General features: G+C 75.2%; 15 protein-coding genes. 3 read left to right on the forward strand and 12 right to left on the reverse strand.

All coding sequences use genetic code 11. The features are described 5' to 3' along the window. Positions 1-21 precede the first annotated feature (21 nt). From ACJOT3_RS06845 to ACJOT3_RS06895, 11 genes are all read right to left on the reverse strand, one after another. Positions 22-1,047 carry a TerC family protein gene (locus ACJOT3_RS06845; protein WP_406969969.1) on the reverse strand — a complete coding sequence of 342 codons (1,026 nt, stop codon included), beginning with the start codon at positions 1,045-1,047 and terminating at the stop codon, positions 22-24. 379 nt (positions 1,048-1,426) lie between these two features. After that, the gene (locus ACJOT3_RS06850; RefSeq protein WP_406969971.1) at positions 1,427-2,509 is read right to left on the reverse strand and encodes a glycosyltransferase family 4 protein; all 1,083 of its coding nucleotides are present in this window, start codon (positions 2,507-2,509) and stop codon (positions 1,427-1,429) included. After that, positions 2,506-4,128 (reverse strand): murein biosynthesis integral membrane protein MurJ, encoded by a 1,623-nt coding sequence (gene murJ, locus ACJOT3_RS06855; protein ID WP_406969973.1) that lies wholly within the window; start codon positions 4,126-4,128, stop codon positions 2,506-2,508. Before murJ ends, ACJOT3_RS06850 begins: the two co-directional genes overlap by 4 nt. A 10-nt stretch (positions 4,129-4,138) precedes the next feature. Beyond that, positions 4,139-4,888, reverse strand: a complete 750-nt coding sequence (locus ACJOT3_RS06860) for a hypothetical protein (protein WP_406970012.1) — start codon at positions 4,886-4,888, stop codon at positions 4,139-4,141. Between the two features lie 386 nt (positions 4,889-5,274). Beyond that, positions 5,275-6,303, reverse strand: a complete 1,029-nt coding sequence (locus ACJOT3_RS06865; protein WP_406969975.1) for a copper transporter — start codon at positions 6,301-6,303, stop codon at positions 5,275-5,277. Then, positions 6,300-7,472 carry a putative cytokinetic ring protein SteA gene (gene steA, locus ACJOT3_RS06870; protein WP_406970013.1) on the reverse strand — a complete coding sequence of 391 codons (1,173 nt, stop codon included), beginning with the start codon at positions 7,470-7,472 and terminating at the stop codon, positions 6,300-6,302. Before steA ends, ACJOT3_RS06865 begins: the two co-directional genes overlap by 4 nt. A gap of 189 nt (positions 7,473-7,661) precedes the next feature. Beyond that, entirely contained in the window at positions 7,662-9,371 is a 1,710-nt protein-coding gene (gene recN / locus ACJOT3_RS06875) for a DNA repair protein RecN (protein WP_406969977.1), read from the reverse strand. Positions 9,372-9,476: 105 nt separating this feature from the next. Then, positions 9,477-10,409 (reverse strand): NAD kinase, encoded by a 933-nt coding sequence (locus tag ACJOT3_RS06880; protein WP_406969979.1) that lies wholly within the window; start codon positions 10,407-10,409, stop codon positions 9,477-9,479. Between the two features lie 113 nt (positions 10,410-10,522). Continuing rightward, positions 10,523-11,323, reverse strand: coding sequence for a TlyA family RNA methyltransferase (locus tag ACJOT3_RS06885; protein WP_406969981.1), 801 nt, complete (start codon positions 11,321-11,323; stop codon positions 10,523-10,525). Positions 11,324-11,329: 6 nt separating this feature from the next. Beyond that, complete coding sequence (locus tag ACJOT3_RS06890; RefSeq protein WP_406969983.1) at positions 11,330-11,518, reverse strand: hypothetical protein; 189 nt, start codon at positions 11,516-11,518, stop codon at positions 11,330-11,332. Positions 11,519-11,618: 100 nt separating this feature from the next. Further along, on the reverse strand, positions 11,619-12,371 hold the full coding sequence (locus ACJOT3_RS06895) for a coiled-coil domain-containing protein (RefSeq protein ID WP_406969985.1): 753 nt from the start codon (positions 12,369-12,371) through the stop codon (positions 11,619-11,621). A gap of 211 nt (positions 12,372-12,582) precedes the next feature. Here ACJOT3_RS06895 and ACJOT3_RS06900 point away from each other — a divergent pair, with 211 nt between their 5' ends. Continuing rightward, positions 12,583-12,933: an SCP2 sterol-binding domain-containing protein gene (locus ACJOT3_RS06900; RefSeq protein WP_406969987.1), complete on the forward strand. Its 351-nt coding sequence runs from the start codon at positions 12,583-12,585 to the stop codon at positions 12,931-12,933. A 20-nt stretch (positions 12,934-12,953) separates the two neighbouring features. Then, positions 12,954-14,366, forward strand: coding sequence for a DUF1015 family protein (locus ACJOT3_RS06905; RefSeq protein ID WP_406969989.1), 1,413 nt, complete (start codon positions 12,954-12,956; stop codon positions 14,364-14,366). Here the strand turns inward: ACJOT3_RS06905 and ACJOT3_RS06910 are convergent. Then, positions 14,332-15,888: a serine hydrolase domain-containing protein gene (locus tag ACJOT3_RS06910; RefSeq protein ID WP_406969991.1), complete on the reverse strand. Its 1,557-nt coding sequence runs from the start codon at positions 15,886-15,888 to the stop codon at positions 14,332-14,334. The genes ACJOT3_RS06905 and ACJOT3_RS06910 overlap by 35 nt on opposite strands. Before the next feature lie 96 nt (positions 15,889-15,984). Here ACJOT3_RS06910 and ACJOT3_RS06915 point away from each other — a divergent pair, with 96 nt between their 5' ends. Beyond that, complete coding sequence (locus ACJOT3_RS06915; RefSeq protein ID WP_406969993.1) at positions 15,985-16,791, forward strand: AAC(3) family N-acetyltransferase; 807 nt, start codon at positions 15,985-15,987, stop codon at positions 16,789-16,791. Positions 16,792-17,046 lie beyond the last annotated feature (255 nt).

The following is a 17,046-nucleotide window of genomic DNA, read 5'->3' on the forward strand; positions in this document are numbered from 1 at the left end:
GCGTGCTGTGGCGGCTCGGACTCAGGAGCGGTCGCCCGCCGGGTCCCTCTCGTCCTCCTCCAGGGCGGGCGGGGCCTTGCGGCCGTCGGCCGCGGACTTGATCAGGCTGCCGGCGATGGTGACCACCATGACGCCGATGATCACCGTCAGGGACAGGGAGGTGCTGATCTCCGGGACGTGCACGCCGTTCTCGTGCAGCGCGTGCAGGATCATCTTGACGCCGATGAACACCATGATCGCCGACAGGCCCCAGCTGATGTAGGCCAGGCGGTCCATCAGGCCAGCCAGCAGGAAGTACAGCTGGCGCAGGCCCAGCAGGGCGAACGCGTTGGCGGTGAAGACGATGTAGGCGTCCTGGGTGAGGCCGAAGATCGCCGGGATCGAGTCGACCGCGAAGACCAGGTCGATGACGCCGATGGCCAGGATGACCAGCAGCATCGGGGTGATGTGGCGCTTGCCGTCGAGCTTCACCGTCAGGTGCGAGCCGTGGTAGTCGGGGGTGACCGGCCAGAACCGCTTGACCAGGCGCACGACCGGCGTCTGGGTGAAGTCCTTCTCCTCCTCGTCGCCCTTCACGTGGTCCCGGACGATCTTGTACCCGGTGTAGATGAGGAAGGCGCCGAACAGGTAGAAGACCTCGCTCCAGGCGTTGATGACCTGGGCGCCGAGGATGATGAAGATGCCGCGCATGACCAGCGCGATGACGATGCCGACGAGCAGCACCTCGTGCTGGTACTTCTTGGGCACCGCGAAGGAGCCCATCAGCAGGTAGAACACGAAGAGGTTGTCGACGCTCAGGCTCTTCTCGGTGACGAACCCGGCGAAGTACTCGGCGCCCGCGGTCGCACCGCCGTAGTACCACAGGCCGAAGCCGAAGAGGATGGCGATGCCGATGTAGAAGGCCGCCCACCAGGCGGCCTGCTTGACCCCGAACTCCTGGGGGCCCTTCTTCTTGCTCCACGGGTGGTCGACGATCGCCAGGTCGATGACCAGGATGGCGATCATGCCGCCGATCGTGGCGAGCCAGACCCACAAGGGTACGTTCACTGTCGTTTACTCCTCCGGTCAGTGCGCGCGGGCTGTTTGCACGCACGTCGAGCTGCCGGAGGTCTCTCCCGCTCGCACCGAACGTGGTACGAACCGACGGTACCGGGAACACATCCTTGTGCTCCGTGATGACGGCGCCGCCGCGACAGGGATACTCCCCTCACATGCCAGGCAAGAATACCGGTCGCATGATGTGACCGTGCACGCCTGGCCGGTGACCACGATGCCACATCCATCCTCTGCGCAGAAGTGGCGCGGAGGATGAGGTCGAACGACCCCGGGGACACATCATCCGCTCCTTGAGGACATCTGGCGGACGGATCGGTGCCCCTGGTATATAAGGCGCGGATCCCCCGGGACATTCCTCCCGTCCCCCGTTTCACCGCCCCAGCACCGACTTGTACACCGCGCAGGCCGCCGCCACCGCGTCCTCCTCGCCGGGCAGCGACCGCGCCGCCGCCCTGGACCGCTCGCGCAGGTCCTCGGCGAGCGCGGGGTCGTCCAGCACCCGCCCCACCGCCGCCGCGAACGCCTGCGGGTCGCCCGGCGGCACCATGAGCACCGTCCCCCCGTACAGGTCCGGGATGCCGCCCACCCGGGTGGACACCACCGGCAGCCCCGCCCGCAGCGCCTCCATGATCACCAGCGGGTGCCCCTCCCACTGGCTGGTCAGGCAGAACACGTCGGCGGCCGCCAGCAGGTCGGCCACGTCCGTGCGGTGCCCCAGCATGCGCACGTCGGCCGTCAGCTCCGCGGCGGTGTCGTGCAGGGTGCCCCACAGCGGTCCGTCCCCCGCGATCGCGATGATCGGCTCCGGGCGCCGGTCGGCGATCGACGGGGCCGCCTCCAGCAGCATGTCCAGGCCCTTCTGCTCGGCCAGCCGGGCGATGGTCAGCAGCAGGGGCCGCTCCGGCAGCACCGCCAGGTCCGACCGGGTCGCCTCCCGGCCCTTGACCGGCAGCCCGGTGTCGGGCGCCGCCACCACCGCCGGGCGGGCGTCGCGCGCGCCCACCCGCTCCAGCCGCCGCACCAGGTCCCCCGACACCCCCAGCGCCACGTCGGCGCGCAGCGCCACGATCCTCTCCAGCACCGGGTAGGCGGCGGCCAGCGGGCCCTCCACCCGCGGCGGGGCGTTGTGCGCGGTCACCACGAGCGGGTGCGTCCCCGCCAGGGCGCACAGCGCGCCGGCCCGCATCCCGTGGGCGTGCACCACGTCGGCGCCCCTGAGCACCGAACGCAGCCGCAGCACCGCCGCGGGGTCCGCGACCGAGGGGGCCGACCCGATCCGCACCGGCGCGAACCGCATCCCGGCGTCGGTGAACGCGAACTCCCGCTCGGCCGAGGCCGGGCCGACCACCGCCACCCGGTACCCCCGCCGGACCAGCCCCTCGCCCAGGGACCGCACATGCCTGCCCACTCCACCGGTGCTGATCCCCAGCACCAACGCGATCCTGCCGTTCACCGGTTCCCCCTCCTGTGTTCGAACACGCTCCGGACCCGATCCAGGGCCGCCCGCGCCGACGACCGGTCCACCACGGCCGCCACCAGGGCGAACACCACCACCGCCAGCGCACCCGACACCAGGGCCGCCCCCACGGAGGGCCATACCCCGCCGCCCGCCAGCACCGCGGCCACCGGTCGGCCCGCCGCCCAGCCCAGCACACCGCCCACCGCCACCGCGGCGACGGACCGGCCCGTCCCGGCCAGCGCCGCCGCGCCGTGCACCCGTCCCACGGCCACCGTGCACGCCAGCGCCGCGCAGGTCAGCCCCACCGTCGTCGACCAGCCCAGGGCGGCGATCGCCCACCCGGCGGGCACCAGCGACACCGACACCACGGAGCACACCATCACCAGCAGCCAGCCCAGGGTCTGGGCGACCGCCGCAGGCCTGCCGTGGTGGGAGGCGTACAGCGCCCGGCTGAACAGCGCCACCAACCCGAACCCCACCACACCCGGCGCGTAGGCCGCCAGGGCCCGCTCCAGCGCCACCGGGTCGTGCCGGGCGAACACCTGCGCCACCGGCAGCGCCGCGGCCGCCAGCGCGGTGCCCACCGCCGCGGTCAGCACCACGCAGGCCCGGGCGGGTCCCGCCACCAGTTCGGCGTACGCGCCCCGGTCGCGGTCGGCGTGGGCCACCGCCAGCGCGGTGAACGCGCTGGTCGCGATGGGTACCGCGATCACCCCGTAGGGCAGGGTGAACAGCGCCCACGCGTAGGAGTACAGCACCGACCCGCCCGCGCCGCCGCCCCGGTTGGCCAGCGCCACCGACAGCAGCAGGCACGCCTGCATCGCCACCAGCGGCACCAGGGACGCCGCCGCCAGCGACCGCACCCGCCGCCCCACCCCGGGCGGGAAGACCAGCCGCGGGCGCCAGCGCAGCCCCAGCCGCACCGCCGGGCCCAGCACCGTCAGGAACAGGGCGAGCACCCCGGCGGTCGTCCCCAGCGACAGCACCAGTTCCGCGCCCAGGGGCAGCCCGGCCGGGTCGTCCCGGTAGGCCCCGCCCAGCGGCACGAACAGCAGGTAGGAGCAGATCACCACCACGCTCGACACCAGCGGCGCCGCCGCCGGGGACAGGAACCGCCGATGCGATTGCAGCACCCCGTACAGCACCGCGGCCAGCCCGTAGAACACCACCTGCGGGGCGAACACCAGCAGCATCCGCACCGACAGCGCCGCCAGCACCCGCGGGTCGCAGCCCGCACCCGCGCCCAGCATCAGCGCCATCGCGTAGGGGGCGGACAGCGCGATCAGCCCGGCCAGCGGCACCGACAGCAGCAGCACCCAGGTGAGCAGGGCCGAGGCCGTGTGCTCCACCTGTTCGCGCTCGCCCCGCCCGGCCGCGGCCGCCAGTACCGGGACGACCACCGCGGTCAGCGCCCCGCCGATGACGATCTCGAACAGCACCGCGGGCAGCTGGTTGGCGGTGATGTAGGCGGTGCCCAGGCAGGTGTCGCCCACCGTCTGGGAGAACACCACCGTGCGCCCGAACCCCGCCACCCGGGCGCCGACGGTGACGGCGGCGATGAGCAGCGCGGCCCGGCCGACCCCGTGCGTCACCCCGGCGGCGATGCGGGACACCCCGGGCCCCTCACGCGCACCGCCCCCACCGGTCCAGGGCGCGCAGCGGGGGCACCCGGTCGATGACCTTGGAGAAGCTCGTGACCTCGCTGGCCAGGGTCAGGGCGACCACCCCGCCCAGCAGCGCCAGCCGCACCGGCCGGGGGGCGCGGGCCGCCGCGGCGGCGCCCAGGGCGGCGCCCAGGGCGTTGGCGCCGGCGTCGCCGAGCATGGAGCGTTCGGCCAGGTCGTCGGGGAGCAGGGCGGCGCAGGCGCCGATGGTGGGCGCCAGCACGGGGGCCGCCGGGGAGGCCAGCCCGGGCAGGGCGGCCAGCAGGCCGAGTTTGACGGCGCGGCCCGGGCGCAGGTCGAACAGGTTGAACAGGTTGGCACCCGCGGCGATGAGCGCCCCGTCCACCAGGGTGTCCAGGGGGCCGCGGCGCAGCAGGGCGGCGGCGGCCAGGCCGGTGGCGCCGATGCCCGCCATCTTGACCGCCCCGGTGGTCACCCGTCCCTGGAACAGGGCGCCGAGGTGGCCGCGCAGGCCGCGGGTGTCGGCGGATCCGGCCAGGTCGTCGTAGGCGCCGAACCCGGCGGCCCCGGCGGCGGCCAGCGCGGTGGCCGCCCGCACCCGCGGGTCCAGGCCGGGTGTGAGCAGGCTCGCCGCGCACAGCCCCGAGGCCAGCGCGGGGCCTTCCTGGAGGGTCACCCGCCGCCCCCGGAAGTTCGTCCGCCACCACGCCCCGGGGGCCGCGACGCCGGCCGCGTCGGTGCCGGGCACGGCACCCGGTCCCCCTGCCGGGCGGGAGCCGTCCGGGGACCGCCCGGCGGCCGGGGCCGCCGCGCCGGGGGCCGCGGCCCCGTCGTGCCCGGCGGTGCCGCCGGATCCACCGGCGGTGTCCGGGGACGCCGGACCGGCCGCGTGCGCGGGCGCACCGGTGGTCAGGGCGGCTCCGACGAGCACACGCGCATCGGATGCGGTGCGAGGGGCGGGGACGCGGGCGGGTGCGGCGTCGGGGGTGGCGCGGGTGAGGAGGGTGTAGGCGGTGCGGGCGGCGGCCGCCGCCACGGCGGCGCCGACCAGGCCCTGCACGGTGGAGGTGACGATAGAGGTGGCGGGGGCCGGGCGGCGGCGCCCGGCGGTCGGGAGCAGGGAGGCGAGACCCATCACTCACCGTCCCGGGGGGCCCGGCGGGCCTCGTCGGTGCCCGGGGACGGGGAGGGCGAGGGTGACGGCGAGGCGGACGCGCGGGGTTCGGGCAGCGGGTCCGGCATGAAGCCGCGCACCCCATCGCCCACCCCGTAGGCGCCGCCGTCGCCGTCGATGTCCTCGGCCAGCGCCAGCACCGCCACGATGTCGCCCATCGGGCGGCCGGTCATGTCCACGGTCGCGAAGGTCGCCTCCGCGGCGCGGGCCTGGGCGAGCATCCCGTGCCCGCGCGAGGACGGCACGTCCCCCGCCAGGACCAGCCCCTCGACCCGGTCGTGCAGGGCCGAGGTGAAAGCGGACAGCACCGTGTTGACGGCCTCCCGGTCGTCGCGCCCGGCCTGCTCGGCCGAGGACGGGGCGACGAACACCAGCGCGTCGGCCTCGCCCGCGGGCTCCCCGCGCACGGAGATCAGCCCGCCCTCGACGAACGTCTCCAGGACCGCGGCCGGGTCGTGCCCGCGGTCCGTGTCCTCGTCGTCGCGTTCGGGCGCCCGGGCCAGGGCCCGGCCGATCTCGGTGCCCGCCTTCTCGTAGGTCCCCACACCCTCCAGGGACCCCGGGTCGGCGGAGACCTGCAGCGCCAGCTCGTCGACGAACGCGGCGTTGCCCGGGTCGACGAACTCCGAGCGGACCTCGACCCGCCCGGTGACCGAGCCGCCCGCCTCCTCCACCCGGTCGCCCAGCGCGTCCGCAGTCTCGGGGTCGGCGCCCGGCGCCTGCACGAGCACCACGTCCAGGCCGCGCAGCCGGTCCCGGAGCAGGTCCCGGGCGGCGGCGTCGGCGAGCTCGTCGGCGCCGGCGTTGACCCGGTCGGCGACGTCGCGTTCGGCGCGCAGGTCCTCGGTCTGCCCCCGCAGGTCGGCGGTCTCGTTCTGCAAGGTGTTGAGGAGGGGGTCCTGGAGCATGGTGGTGCCCAGGACGAGCCCCACCGTCAGCGCCAGGAACACCGCGATGATGGACACCAGGTGGTAGCGGAAATCGATCACGTGAACAGCCCCGTCAGCCAGTAGGAGAACGCGTCCCAGCGCGCCGCGAGGAACGTGAGGTAGACCTGCCCGGCCGGTGAGCTGTAGGCGGCGACCACGATCGTCAGCAGGCAGGCCGCGACCAGCCCGAGCAGCGCCCACGGGGAGATCCGCGAGCGGTACAGGCGGCTGACGCCCTTGGCGTCCACGAGCTTGCCGCCCACCCGGAGCCGGGTGAGGAAGGTGCTGGCCATCCCGGACCGCCCCTTGTCGAGGAACTCCTCCAGGGTGGCGTGGGTGCCCACCGCCACGATGAGGGAGGCCCCGGAGCCGTCGGCGAGCATCATCGCCACGTCCTCGCTGGTGCCGGTCGCGGGGAACACCACGGCGGGGTAGCCCAGGTCGGTCAGGCGTTGCAGTCCGGGGGCGCGCCCGTCCCGGTAGGCGTGCACGACCAGCTCGGCGCCGCTGGCCAGTGCCCGGTCGGACACCGAGTCGAAGTCCCCGACGATGATGTCGGGCCGGTAGCCGCCCTCCATGACCGCGTCGGCCCCGCCGTCCACGGCGATGATCACCGGGCGGAACTCGCGGATGTAGGGCCGCAGGGCGGCGATGTCCTCCCGGTAGTGGTAGCCGCGCACGACGATCAGGACGTGGCGGCCCTCCATGTCCGTGGCGATCTCGGGGATGCCGATGCCGTCCAGGAGGAGGTCGCGTTCGTGCTGGAGGTAGGCCATGGTGTTGGCCGCGAACGCCTCCAGCTGGATGGCCAGCCCGGCGCGGGCCTCGGCCATGGCGGCGGCGACCGTCTCGGGGGTCTGCACGGTGCCCTTGGCGACGGGCTCGGCGCCCCGGTAGAGGACACCGTCCTCCAGGCGCAGCCGCTCGCCGTCGCGGACGCGGGTGAACACCTCGGGGTCGACGTCGTCGACCAGGGGGATGCCCGCCGCCGTGATCAGCTCCGGGCCCTGGTTGGGGTAGCGCCCCGAGATGCTCCGGGCGACGTTGAGGACCGCCGACACCCCGCACTCCACGAGCGCCTCGGCGCTGACGCGGTCGATGTCGACGTGGTCGATGACCGCGATGTCGCCGGGGCGCAGGCGTTTGGTCAGGTTCTTGGTGCGCCGGTCCGATCGCACGGGCGCGACCAGCCCGGTGGGAGCGTCCGCCCGGGTGCGGCGGAACCGCATGACTGTGGCGCTGAGCGCATCCGATACCTTCATCGCTGGCATACTGTCAGAACTCGCCTACGCAGAGTCATAACAGCGTGGCGGTCGGCGTGTTCGGGTCATCGGCGCTCTTTGCGCCGCACCCCGGGACCTACCCGTCTCGGGGCGACTCACCCATCACACGTCACGACCGCCCCGCCGGCGACGCCCTCACGCCGCCGGGTAGGCGCGCTCCGGATCGGCGTTGACCAGCAGTTCCTCGGCGTGGGCCCGGCCCAGCTCGGAATCCTCCAGACCCGCGAGCATCCGCGACAGCTCGCGCACCCGGCCGCCCCGGTCCAGGCGCACCACACCGCTCTCGGTGACCAGCCCGTCGGTGGACTTCTCCACCACCAGGTGGGCGTCGGCGAACGCCGCCACCTGCGGCAGGTGGGTGACCACGATGACCTGGGAGCGGCGGGCCAGCCGCGCCAGGCGGCGGCCGATCTCCACCGCGGCCTTGCCGCCCACACCCGCGTCGACCTCGTCGAACACGAACGTCGGCACCGGGTCGGCGCCCGCGAACACCACCTCGATCGCCAGCATCACCCGGGACAGCTCACCGCCCGAGGCGCCCTTGTGCAGCGCCAGCGGCCGGGCGCTGGGGTGCGGTGCCAGCAGCAGCTCCACCTCGTCGCGCCCGTGGGAGCCGAACTCCTCCCCCGTGGTGATCCGCACGCTCACCCGCGCGTGCGGCATCGCCAGCGCGGTCAGCTCCTCGGTGACCGCCGCGCCGAACCGCTCGGCCGCCTCGGTGCGGATCCGGGTGAGCTCGCCCGCCCAGTGGTCCATCCGCCCGTGCAGCTCCTCGACCTCGGACCGCAGCTCCTCGATGCGCTCGTCGTCGCCCTCCAGGGACGCCAGCCGCTTGGCCGCGTCCTCGGCCCAGGCCAGGATGTCGTCGGCGGTCTCGCCGTACTTGCGCGAGAGCGAGGTGATCAGCGCGCGCCGCTCCTGCACGTGCGCCAGCCGGGCCGGGTCGGCGTCCACCGACTCGGCGTAGGAGGCCAGCTCCGTGGCGGCGTCGGTCAGGATGTAGGACGCCTCGTCCAGGCGCTCGCCGATCGCCGCCAGCGCCGGGTCGTGCTCGCTCACCGACGCCACCGCCTGGCGGGCCGCCGACAGCAGCGCCGACACGTCCACCTCCACGTCGGAGGCCGGGTCGCCCACCAGCGCCTCGTGCGCGGTGGTGGCCGCCACCCGCAGCCCGTCGGCGTGCGCCAGCCGGGTCTCCTCCGTGAGCAGCTCGGCGTCCTCGCCCGACACGGGTTCGGCGGCGGCGATCTCCTCCACGCCGAACCGGAGCATGTCCGCCTCCTGGGCGCGCTCGCGCGCCCGCTCGGTCAGCTCCGTCAGCTCCTCAGACACCTCGCGGTGGCGCCGGTGCGCCGCCGTGTACTGCTTGAGCGCCTTGGCCAGCTCCTCCCCCGCGAACCGGTCCAGCGACGCGCGCTGGCGGTCGGTGCGCAGCAGCCGCTGCTGGTCGGACTGGCCGTGCACGGCCACCAGGTCGTCGGCCAGGTACGCCAGCAGGCTCACCGGCGCCGAACGGCCGCCCAGCGTCGCCCGGGAGCGCCCCTCGGCGGACACGGTGCGCGCCACGATCAGCACGTCGTCGTCGAGCTCGCCGCCGGCCTCGGAGACCCGTTCGGCCACCCGGCCCTCGCGCGGGACCGTCAACCGGCCCTCGACCCATGCCCGGTCGGCGCCGGGGCGGACCCGCTGAGGGTCGGCACGACCGCCGAAGAGCAGTCCCAGCCCGGTGACGACCATGGTCTTACCTGCGCCGGTCTCACCGGTGACGACGGTCAACCCCGGTGACAGTTCCAACACGGCGTCGTCGATGACCCCGAGTCCCTGGATGCGGACTTCTTCGAGCACCGAACCCTCTCCTGATCGTCGGCCCCACTGTCTTGACGTACTCTTGCGCCCCGCGGCTCTGGCACCCCGGGGCCGGCGCACCCGCGGACACGGGTACGGCCGCGGTCAGCGACCCTGCTCCCGGCGGCCGCGCCACCCCGCCACGGGGAGCCCGAACTTGGCCACCAGCCGGTCGGTGAAGGGCGCCCGGTGCAACCGGGCCAACCGGACCGGCGTATCGGCACGGGTGATCTCGATCCGTGCCCCGGCGGGCAATTCGACCATACGCCGTCCATCGCACCAGAGCACGCCCGGCGCCGTGTCCGGCAGCACCTCCAGCGCCACCGTGGCCTGCGGGCCCACCACCAGCGGCCGGGCGAACAGCGCGTGCGCGCTCAACGGCACCACCAGCAGGGCCTCGACGTCCGGCCACACCACCGGGCCGCCCGCGGAGAAGGCGTGCGCGGTCGACCCCGTCGGCGTGGCGCACACCACCCCGTCGCAGGCCCAGCGCGACAGCGGACGGCCGTCGACCTCCAGGACCGCCTCGACGATCCGCCGCGACTCGCCCTTCTCCAGGGTGGCGTCGTTGAGCGCCCACGTGCGCACCGAGGGGGTCCCGTCGGCGCGGCCGCCGTTGAACACGGCCACGTCCAGGGTCATCCGCTCCTCGACGTCGTAGTTGTGCTCCACGACGCTGCGCACGGTCGCGCCCAGGTCCTCGCGTTCGGCCTCGGCCAGGAACCCGACGTGCCCCAGGTTCACGCCCAGCAGCGGGGCGCCCGCGGGCCGGGCCAGCTCGGCCGCCCGCAGCAGGGTGCCGTCACCGCCCAGCACCATGACCAGCTCCACACCCTCGGCCGCCGACTCGGGTTCGACGACCTCGATCGGGGACAGGACACAGCCCGCCTCGGCGAGCTCGTCCACCTCGCCCTTGAGCATGCGCACGGTCATCCCGGCGCCGCTGAGGCTCTCGTGGACCAGCCGTGCGCTGCGCACCGCCGCGGGCCGACCGGTGTGGGCCAGCAGGAGAACGCTGCGTCCGCCGGTCCTGGTCATCGTCGTCCCCTTACGTCCACTCCCCGAAGGGGAGTTCGAATGCGGGCCGGGAGGCGTGTGCGCCCACCCGGCCGGGTCACGTTACCGGACTCGTGCGACAGGGTGCCACGGTCCTAGGCCGGCCCCTCCGCCACCGCCCGCTCCAACCGGGCCGGGTCCAGGGCCGGGGCGCCCGAGCGCAGCCAGAGAAAGTACTCGACGTTGCCCGAGGGGCCGGGCAGCGGGCTGGCGGCCACGTCGACCGTGCCCAGGCCCAGGGTGAGGGCGTGGGCGGCCACGTCGGCCACCGCACCGGCGCGCAGCTCGGGTTCGCGCACCACGCCTCCCGCGCCGACCCGGTCCTTGCCCACCTCGAACTGGGGCTTGACCATCATGGCGAAGTCGGCCTCGGGGGCGACCACGCCCTGCAGCGGCCCCAGCACCAGCTTCAGGGAGATGAACGACAGGTCGCCGACCACCAGGTCCGGGCGCGGCTCTCCGATCATCTCCGGGGTGAGCTCGCGGACGTTGACCCGCTCCATGACGCGCACCCGGTCGTTACTGCGCAGCGACCACGCCAGCTGGCCGTAGCCCACGTCCACGGCGGTCACGTGGGCGGCGCCGCGGCGCAACAGCACGTCGGTGAACCCGCCGGTGGAGGCGCCCGCGTCCAGGGCGCGCCGGTCGGCGACGTTCAGGGAGAACGCGTCGAGGGCGCCGATGAGCTTGTGCGCCCCGCGGGACACGTAGGGGGGTTCGTCGGAGGGGGTGCGCACCACGATGGGCTGGTCCTGTCCGACCTGGGTGGCCGCCTTGGAGGCGACGATCCCGGCCACCTTGACCAGGCCCCCCTCGATGATCTCGGCCGCGTGGCCGCGTGAGCGTGCGTGCCCGCGGCGGACCAGTTCCGCGTCGAGCCGAGTACGTTTCGCCATGATCACCTAGGATACCGGCGGCTTGTGCGCCGGGTCCTGGTCCAGGGCCCCCAGCACCGCCGACAGCTCGCGGTGCAGGGAGTCGAAGACCTCCACGTGCTCGGCGGTGGGCAGGGCGGCCAGGCCCTCCAGGCGCTCCCGGGTGCCCTCCAGGGTCCGGGCGGCCAGTTCCTCGGCCTGTTCCTTGGGGTTCATCGGCACTCCCGATGTCGGCGGTCGGCTGTACACGGTGGGTGGTCCGCGATCGGTGGTCCGCGGCGGCCTCGGTTCGCGGTGGCCGTGCCCCGCGGTGGTGCTACTTCTTGGTCGTGCTGCGGGACTTGGCGGTGCGCTTGGCCGTGCCCGCGCGCGCCCGGGTGCCCTTGGCGGCGGGCTTGGCCGTCCCCGTCTTGGCGGCGGGCTTCTCGGGGGAGGCCGCGGCGGCCTCCCCGTCGGTACGGGTGTCGGCGGTGGCGTCGGTATCGGTGGCGGTGGCGTCGGCGGGGGGCGTCTGCGGGGTGTCGCCGGAGGCCTCCGGGGTCTCCCCGGGCTCGGCGGACCCGGGGGCCCGCGGGGCCTCCCGCTCGGGTGCCGCGGCCGGGGCGATGTCCGTCACAGCGGCCTTGACCGCGGTGGCGACCGCGGCCGCGGGCACCTCCTCGACCTCCACGGCCCGAACCTCCACCGCCGGGACCGCGGAGACCGCCGGGGCCCACTCCCGGCCCGACCGGGCCGCCAGCCTCCGCTCCAGCTCCGCCACCCGGCGCACCAGCCGCTCGTGCTCGGAGCGCGGCACCACGTCCATCCGCTCCAGGCGGTGCTCCACCTCCGAGCGCACCAGCTCCGCCAGCGCCTCCCGGTTGGCCCGGCTGGTCTCCAGCAGCTCCCCCGCCAGCGCCTGGATGCTCTGCCCCACCCGCGGCGGGGTGCCGCCCGGCTCCGGCTCCGCCGACGCGCCCGGCCCGCCCGCCCGCAGCAGGACCTTGGCCGCGGCCACCGCCTCCTTGCGGGACAGCTCGGTGAGACCACTGGCGGCATCCAGATACGTGCGCACCGCGTCGACGACCATGATTCGCGTACTCCTTGACGGACAGAACACCAAAAGGGGAAAACGGCACCGGACAGCGGGAGGGGCACCGTGCGACGGGGGGTTGCGCGCACAACGCTACCCGGGCGGCGCGGCCCCTGGCACGCGAAACCGGGAGGTCGTCCCGTTCGTCCCTTTGGCCGAAGGGCACCGCCGCCCCGGCCACCCGCGCCGGATACGGCATCATGTGGCCATGAACAGCATCGACGCATGCCTGGAGGGCATCGCGAAGCTCAACGAGCAGATCCTCGCCGAACCCGAGGTCGAACGGCGCAGGGTCATCGTCGAACGCTCCGTCAGCGTGCTCGTCCCCGACCTGGCCACCGTGTTCGACATGCGGTTGACCGCCGACGGCCTCAGCGACATCACCCACCGCCCCGAGACCGCCCCCGCGCCCAGGCCCCAGGTGCGCATCACCGTCAGCAGCGACGACCTCGTCGACCTCGCCGACGGGCGGCTGGACCCGGCCCGCGCCATCCTGACCCGCCGGGTCAAGGTGGACGCCAGCATGGGGGACCTGCTGCGCATGCGCAAACTCCTGTGACCGGGCGGTACCTTGCTGGGATGCCACGCCAACCTCTCGAACTGGAACCCTTCCGCGGTCTGCGCTACACGAACGGGGACCTCGACCGGTTCATCGACGGGGGATTCGACCTCGCCCGCCTGCTGGCCCCGCCCTACGACGTCCCCGACGCCGAGGAGGCGCGGGCCCTACAGCGGTCCGACCCGCACAACGCCGCCCGGGTCACCCTGCCCTTCGAGCTCAGCCGCGCCAGCGCCGACGGCACCGAAGGGGCGGTCCCCCGCCGGTACCGCGCGGCCGCGGCGCTGCTGCACGACTGGGTCGCCACCGGCGTGCTCGCCCGCGACCCCCGGCCGGCCCTGTACGTGTACGAGCAGGTCACCGCGGACGGGCGCCGCCAGCGCGGGCTGATCGGCAACCTGCGGCTGCCCGAGGAGGGCGCCGCGGAGAGGGGTGCCGCGGAGAAGCGTGCCGCCGAGGGAGGCGCCGCGGGGGAACGTGCCGCGGAGGGGAGCGCTGTCGAGGAGGGCCGGGCAGAGGGAGGCCCGGTAGAGGGGGGCACGGTGTCCCCCGTCCTGCCCCACGAGGACGTGGCCGACGCGCCGGTGCACGACCGGTACACCCTCATGGGGGTCGCCCGGGCCAACCTCGAACCCATCTTCCTGCTGTACCGCGGCGCGGGCGGGGCCGCCTCCGCCGCCACCGAGGCCGTCACCGACGCGCCCCTGGTGGAGGCCCGCACCCGCGACGGCGCCGAACACCGCCTGTGGGCGATCACCGACCCCGCCGTCCACGCCCGTGTGGCCGCCGACCTGGCCGACCGGTCCGCGCTCATCGCCGACGGCCACCACCGCTACGCCGCCTACCGCCGCCTGCGCGCCGCCCACGGCGACCCCGGGTGGCGGTACGGGCTGGCGCTGCTCGTGGACAGCGACACCCACCCGCCCCGGCTGGGCGCCATCCACCGCGTGCTGCCGGGCCTGAGCGTCGAGGACGCCGTCGCCGGTGCCCGCACCGTCGCCGCGGTCGAGGCCGTGGACGGGGTGTCCGCGCACGCGTGCGAGGCGGTGGAGGGGCCCGCGCTGGTGCTGGCCTCCCCCGACGGCGAGGCCCACCTGGTGCACGACTTCGACCAGGACGCCCTGGCCCGGGCGATGCCCGGCCGCTCCGAGCAGTGGCGGCACCTGCCCACCGCGGCCCTGCACGAGGTTCTGCTGCCGCTGTGGGGCGTCTCGGAGGAGGCGGTGCGCATGGTCCACGACGACCCCGCCGAGGCGGTGGCCGCCGCCCACCACGAGAAGGGCACCGCGGTGATCGTGCCCGCCCTGGACGTCGGCCTGGTCTACGAGATCGCCGGGCAGGGCGAGCTCACCCCGCGCAAGTCCACGTCGTTCGGGCCCAAGCCGCGCACCGGGCTGGTCATGCGCCTGCTGGAACCGCCCCGGCACCGCTGAGTTCCCGCGCGGGGCCCGGGCGGCGGTGCGCCGCCAGGGCCCGCAGGCGCACCGCCCACACCACGGCGAGCGCTACCGCGGCCGCGACCAGCAGCACCACCACGGACGGCGCCGTGTACAGGGTCTGCACCCAGGTGGCGTCGCGGCCGCCCGCCAGCGACGAGAGCAGCCGGTGGGGGACCAGGGCCGCGGCCACCACCGCGGCCGCCCCCACCGCCCCGGGCAGGCGCCGCCACCGGTGCCCGTCCCGGGCCCACACCCCGGCGCGGCGCACCCCCCGCACCGCTCCGGCGGCCACCGCCGCCACAGCGGCGGCGCAGACCAGGTCCAGCGTCAACAGCCAGGGCGCCGGGGAGCCGGTCGGCCCCCGCCCCTCGGCCAGGGCCACCAGGTCCCACAGCAGGGCGGAGGCGTCGCCCGCGCCCAGCCCAGTGCCGGCCATCACCGCGATCCCCACCCCGCTCTCCGGCAACAGCGCGTGGTGGGCGGTGTAGGTGAACTGGATACCGCCGTGCACCACCAGCGGCGCTCCCCCGTCGGTCTCCCGGACCTGCCAGCCCAGCCCGGAGCCGGCCGCCGGATCCGGGGCGTCGGCCGAGGCGTTCGTCAGCGGCGGGGTGCGGGGCGCAGGGGCATGGGTCAGCGCCACCGCGCCCGCGGGCACCCCCGCGCCGCCGTCGGCGGCACGGCCCCCGGTGTTCTGGGCGACCAGCCAGCGCGCCATGTCGGCGGCCGTCGACACCATGCCGCCGCTCCCGTTGAAGTACCCCTCCGGTTCCGGCAGGGCCAGGGCGCGGCCCAGCACCGGCACGTGCCCGGGGGCGACCCCGGCCGCGGACACGTCCGCCGCGGTGTCCACCGTGGCCGTGTCCGCCATGCCCAGCGGTTCCAGCACCCGTTCGCGCAGCACCTCGGCGAACGGCTCGCCCTCCACCACCTCCACCATGCGGGCCGCGACCTGGTAGTTGGGGTTGTGGTAGTGCCGCTCGACCCCGGGGTCGGCCACCAGCCGGGCGTCGGCCAGCCGCGCCACCGCGCCCTCCAGGTCCGCCGGGGCCGGCTCGCTCTTCTCCCGGAAACCCCGGTCGGACATGCCGGAGGTGTGCGTGAGCAGCTGCCGCACGGTGATCCGCGCACCGCGCGGGTCGTCCACCGCGAACTCCGGCAGGTGCTCGACCACCGGGTCGTCCAGGCCCAGCCTCCCCTCCTCCACCAGCGACGCCACCACCAGGGCGGTGAACGCCTTGCTCACCGACGCCACCCCCATCGGGGTGTCGGCGCCCACCGGCTCCCCGCGGGAGTCGACCCCGTACCCGGCCGCCCGCACCACCTCGCTCCCCCGGGTGACGGCCACCGCCACCCCGGGCAGCGGCGCCCCCTCCAGGTAGGCCTGCACCCGTGCGTCCACCGCCGCGGCCGTGAGACCATCCACGGGCGCGGCCGCGTCCGCCGCCGCGGGCCCCGCCCACACCACGGCCACCGTCGCCACGAGGGCCGCCATCGACATCGCCTTCATCACCATGGCGCCATGCTCCCGGGCGAGCCGCCCGGACCACCACGATGCCGACCGCACACCCTTCCTGCGGTCCACCGCACCCCGGACAAGGAGACCCGCCCCATGACCGCCGCGCCCGAACCCGCACAGGACGCGCCGCGCACCCGCGCCTCCCTCGCCCGCGACCTGGCCGACCTGGGGCTGCTCCCGGGGGAGACCGTGCTGCTCCACTCCTCCCTGTCCGCCCTGGGCTGGGTGTGCGGCGGCGCCCAGGCCGTCGTCCAGGCGCTCCTGGACGCGCTGGGCCCCGACGGCACCCTCGTGGTGCCCGCCCAGACCATGGACAACAGCGACCCGTCACAGTGGGGCAACCCGCCGGTGCCCGAGTCCTGGTGGCCGGCCATCCGCGACCACACCCCGGGCTTCGACCCGCTCACCACCCCCAGCGCGTACATGGGGCGCATCCCCGAGCTGGTCCGCACCCTCCCGGGCGCCGTGCGCAGCCCGCACCCGCAGACCTCCTTCGCCGCCGTGGGCCCGCGCGCCCACGCCCTGCTGGACCACCACCCCCTCGCCTGCCGCCTGGGCGACGGCTCACCGCTGGGCCGCCTGCTGGACGCCCGCGTCCTGCTGCTGGGCACCGGCTACGACTCCTGCACCGCCTTCCACCTCGCCGAGTACCGGGTGCCCGAACCCCGCACCGAAACGGTCGGCTGCGCGGTCGCCACCCCCGACGGCGGCCGCACCTGGGCCACCTTCACCGACACCGTCCTGGACTCCGACGACTTCACCGCCCTGGGCGGGGACTTCGAGGCCACCGACGCCGTCACCACGGGACGGGTCGGCTCGGCCACGGCCCGCCTCTTCCGCGTCTCCGACGCCGTCGCCTTCGCCGTCCCCTGGCTCACCGCCCACCGCCCCACCACCTGACGCCGGTACCGGCCACAGAGGCGGCCACCGACGCGCCCGGCAGGCCGGCCCGGCCGGAAGCGCCCCCGCGCCGCACCGCGCCCGCCCTGGAGACGGGGCATCTCCGGACAGAGTGCCGCTGCGCACCGCCGCCCACCTGCCGGACCAACCGCCCGTCCCGGGGCGGCGACCGCTGACGGCGCGGGGGTCGACCACAGGCCGGGGACGGCACGGCGCCCCTGGAGACCCCGTCCCCCCGGCCCGGGGGCGCGGGCC

This window comes from Nocardiopsis protaetiae (assembly GCF_045446735.1).
Lineage (GTDB): Bacteria > Actinomycetota > Actinomycetes > Streptosporangiales > Streptosporangiaceae > Nocardiopsis > Nocardiopsis protaetiae.

Excerpts from the sequence above, each read along its gene's own strand:
- ACJOT3_RS06905 (WP_406969989.1), top strand. The coding sequence starts at position 12,954 with ATGCCACGCCAACCTCTCGAACTGGAACCCTTCCGCGGTCTGCGCTAC.
- ACJOT3_RS06900 (WP_406969987.1), top strand. The coding sequence starts at position 12,583 with ATGAACAGCATCGACGCATGCCTGGAGGGCATCGCGAAGCTCAACGAG.
- ACJOT3_RS06890 (WP_406969983.1), bottom strand. The coding sequence starts at position 11,518 with ATGAACCCCAAGGAACAGGCCGAGGAACTGGCCGCCCGGACCCTGGAG.
- ACJOT3_RS06885 (WP_406969981.1), bottom strand. The coding sequence starts at position 11,323 with ATGGCGAAACGTACTCGGCTCGACGCGGAACTGGTCCGCCGCGGGCAC.
- ACJOT3_RS06880 (WP_406969979.1), bottom strand. The coding sequence starts at position 10,409 with ATGACCAGGACCGGCGGACGCAGCGTTCTCCTGCTGGCCCACACCGGT.
- steA (WP_406970013.1), bottom strand. The coding sequence starts at position 7,472 with ATGCGGTTCCGCCGCACCCGGGCGGACGCTCCCACCGGGCTGGTCGCG.
- ACJOT3_RS06915 (WP_406969993.1), top strand. The coding sequence starts at position 15,985 with ATGACCGCCGCGCCCGAACCCGCACAGGACGCGCCGCGCACCCGCGCC.
- ACJOT3_RS06895 (WP_406969985.1), bottom strand. The coding sequence starts at position 12,371 with ATGGTCGTCGACGCGGTGCGCACGTATCTGGATGCCGCCAGTGGTCTC.
- ACJOT3_RS06910 (WP_406969991.1), bottom strand. The coding sequence starts at position 15,888 with ATGGTGATGAAGGCGATGTCGATGGCGGCCCTCGTGGCGACGGTGGCC.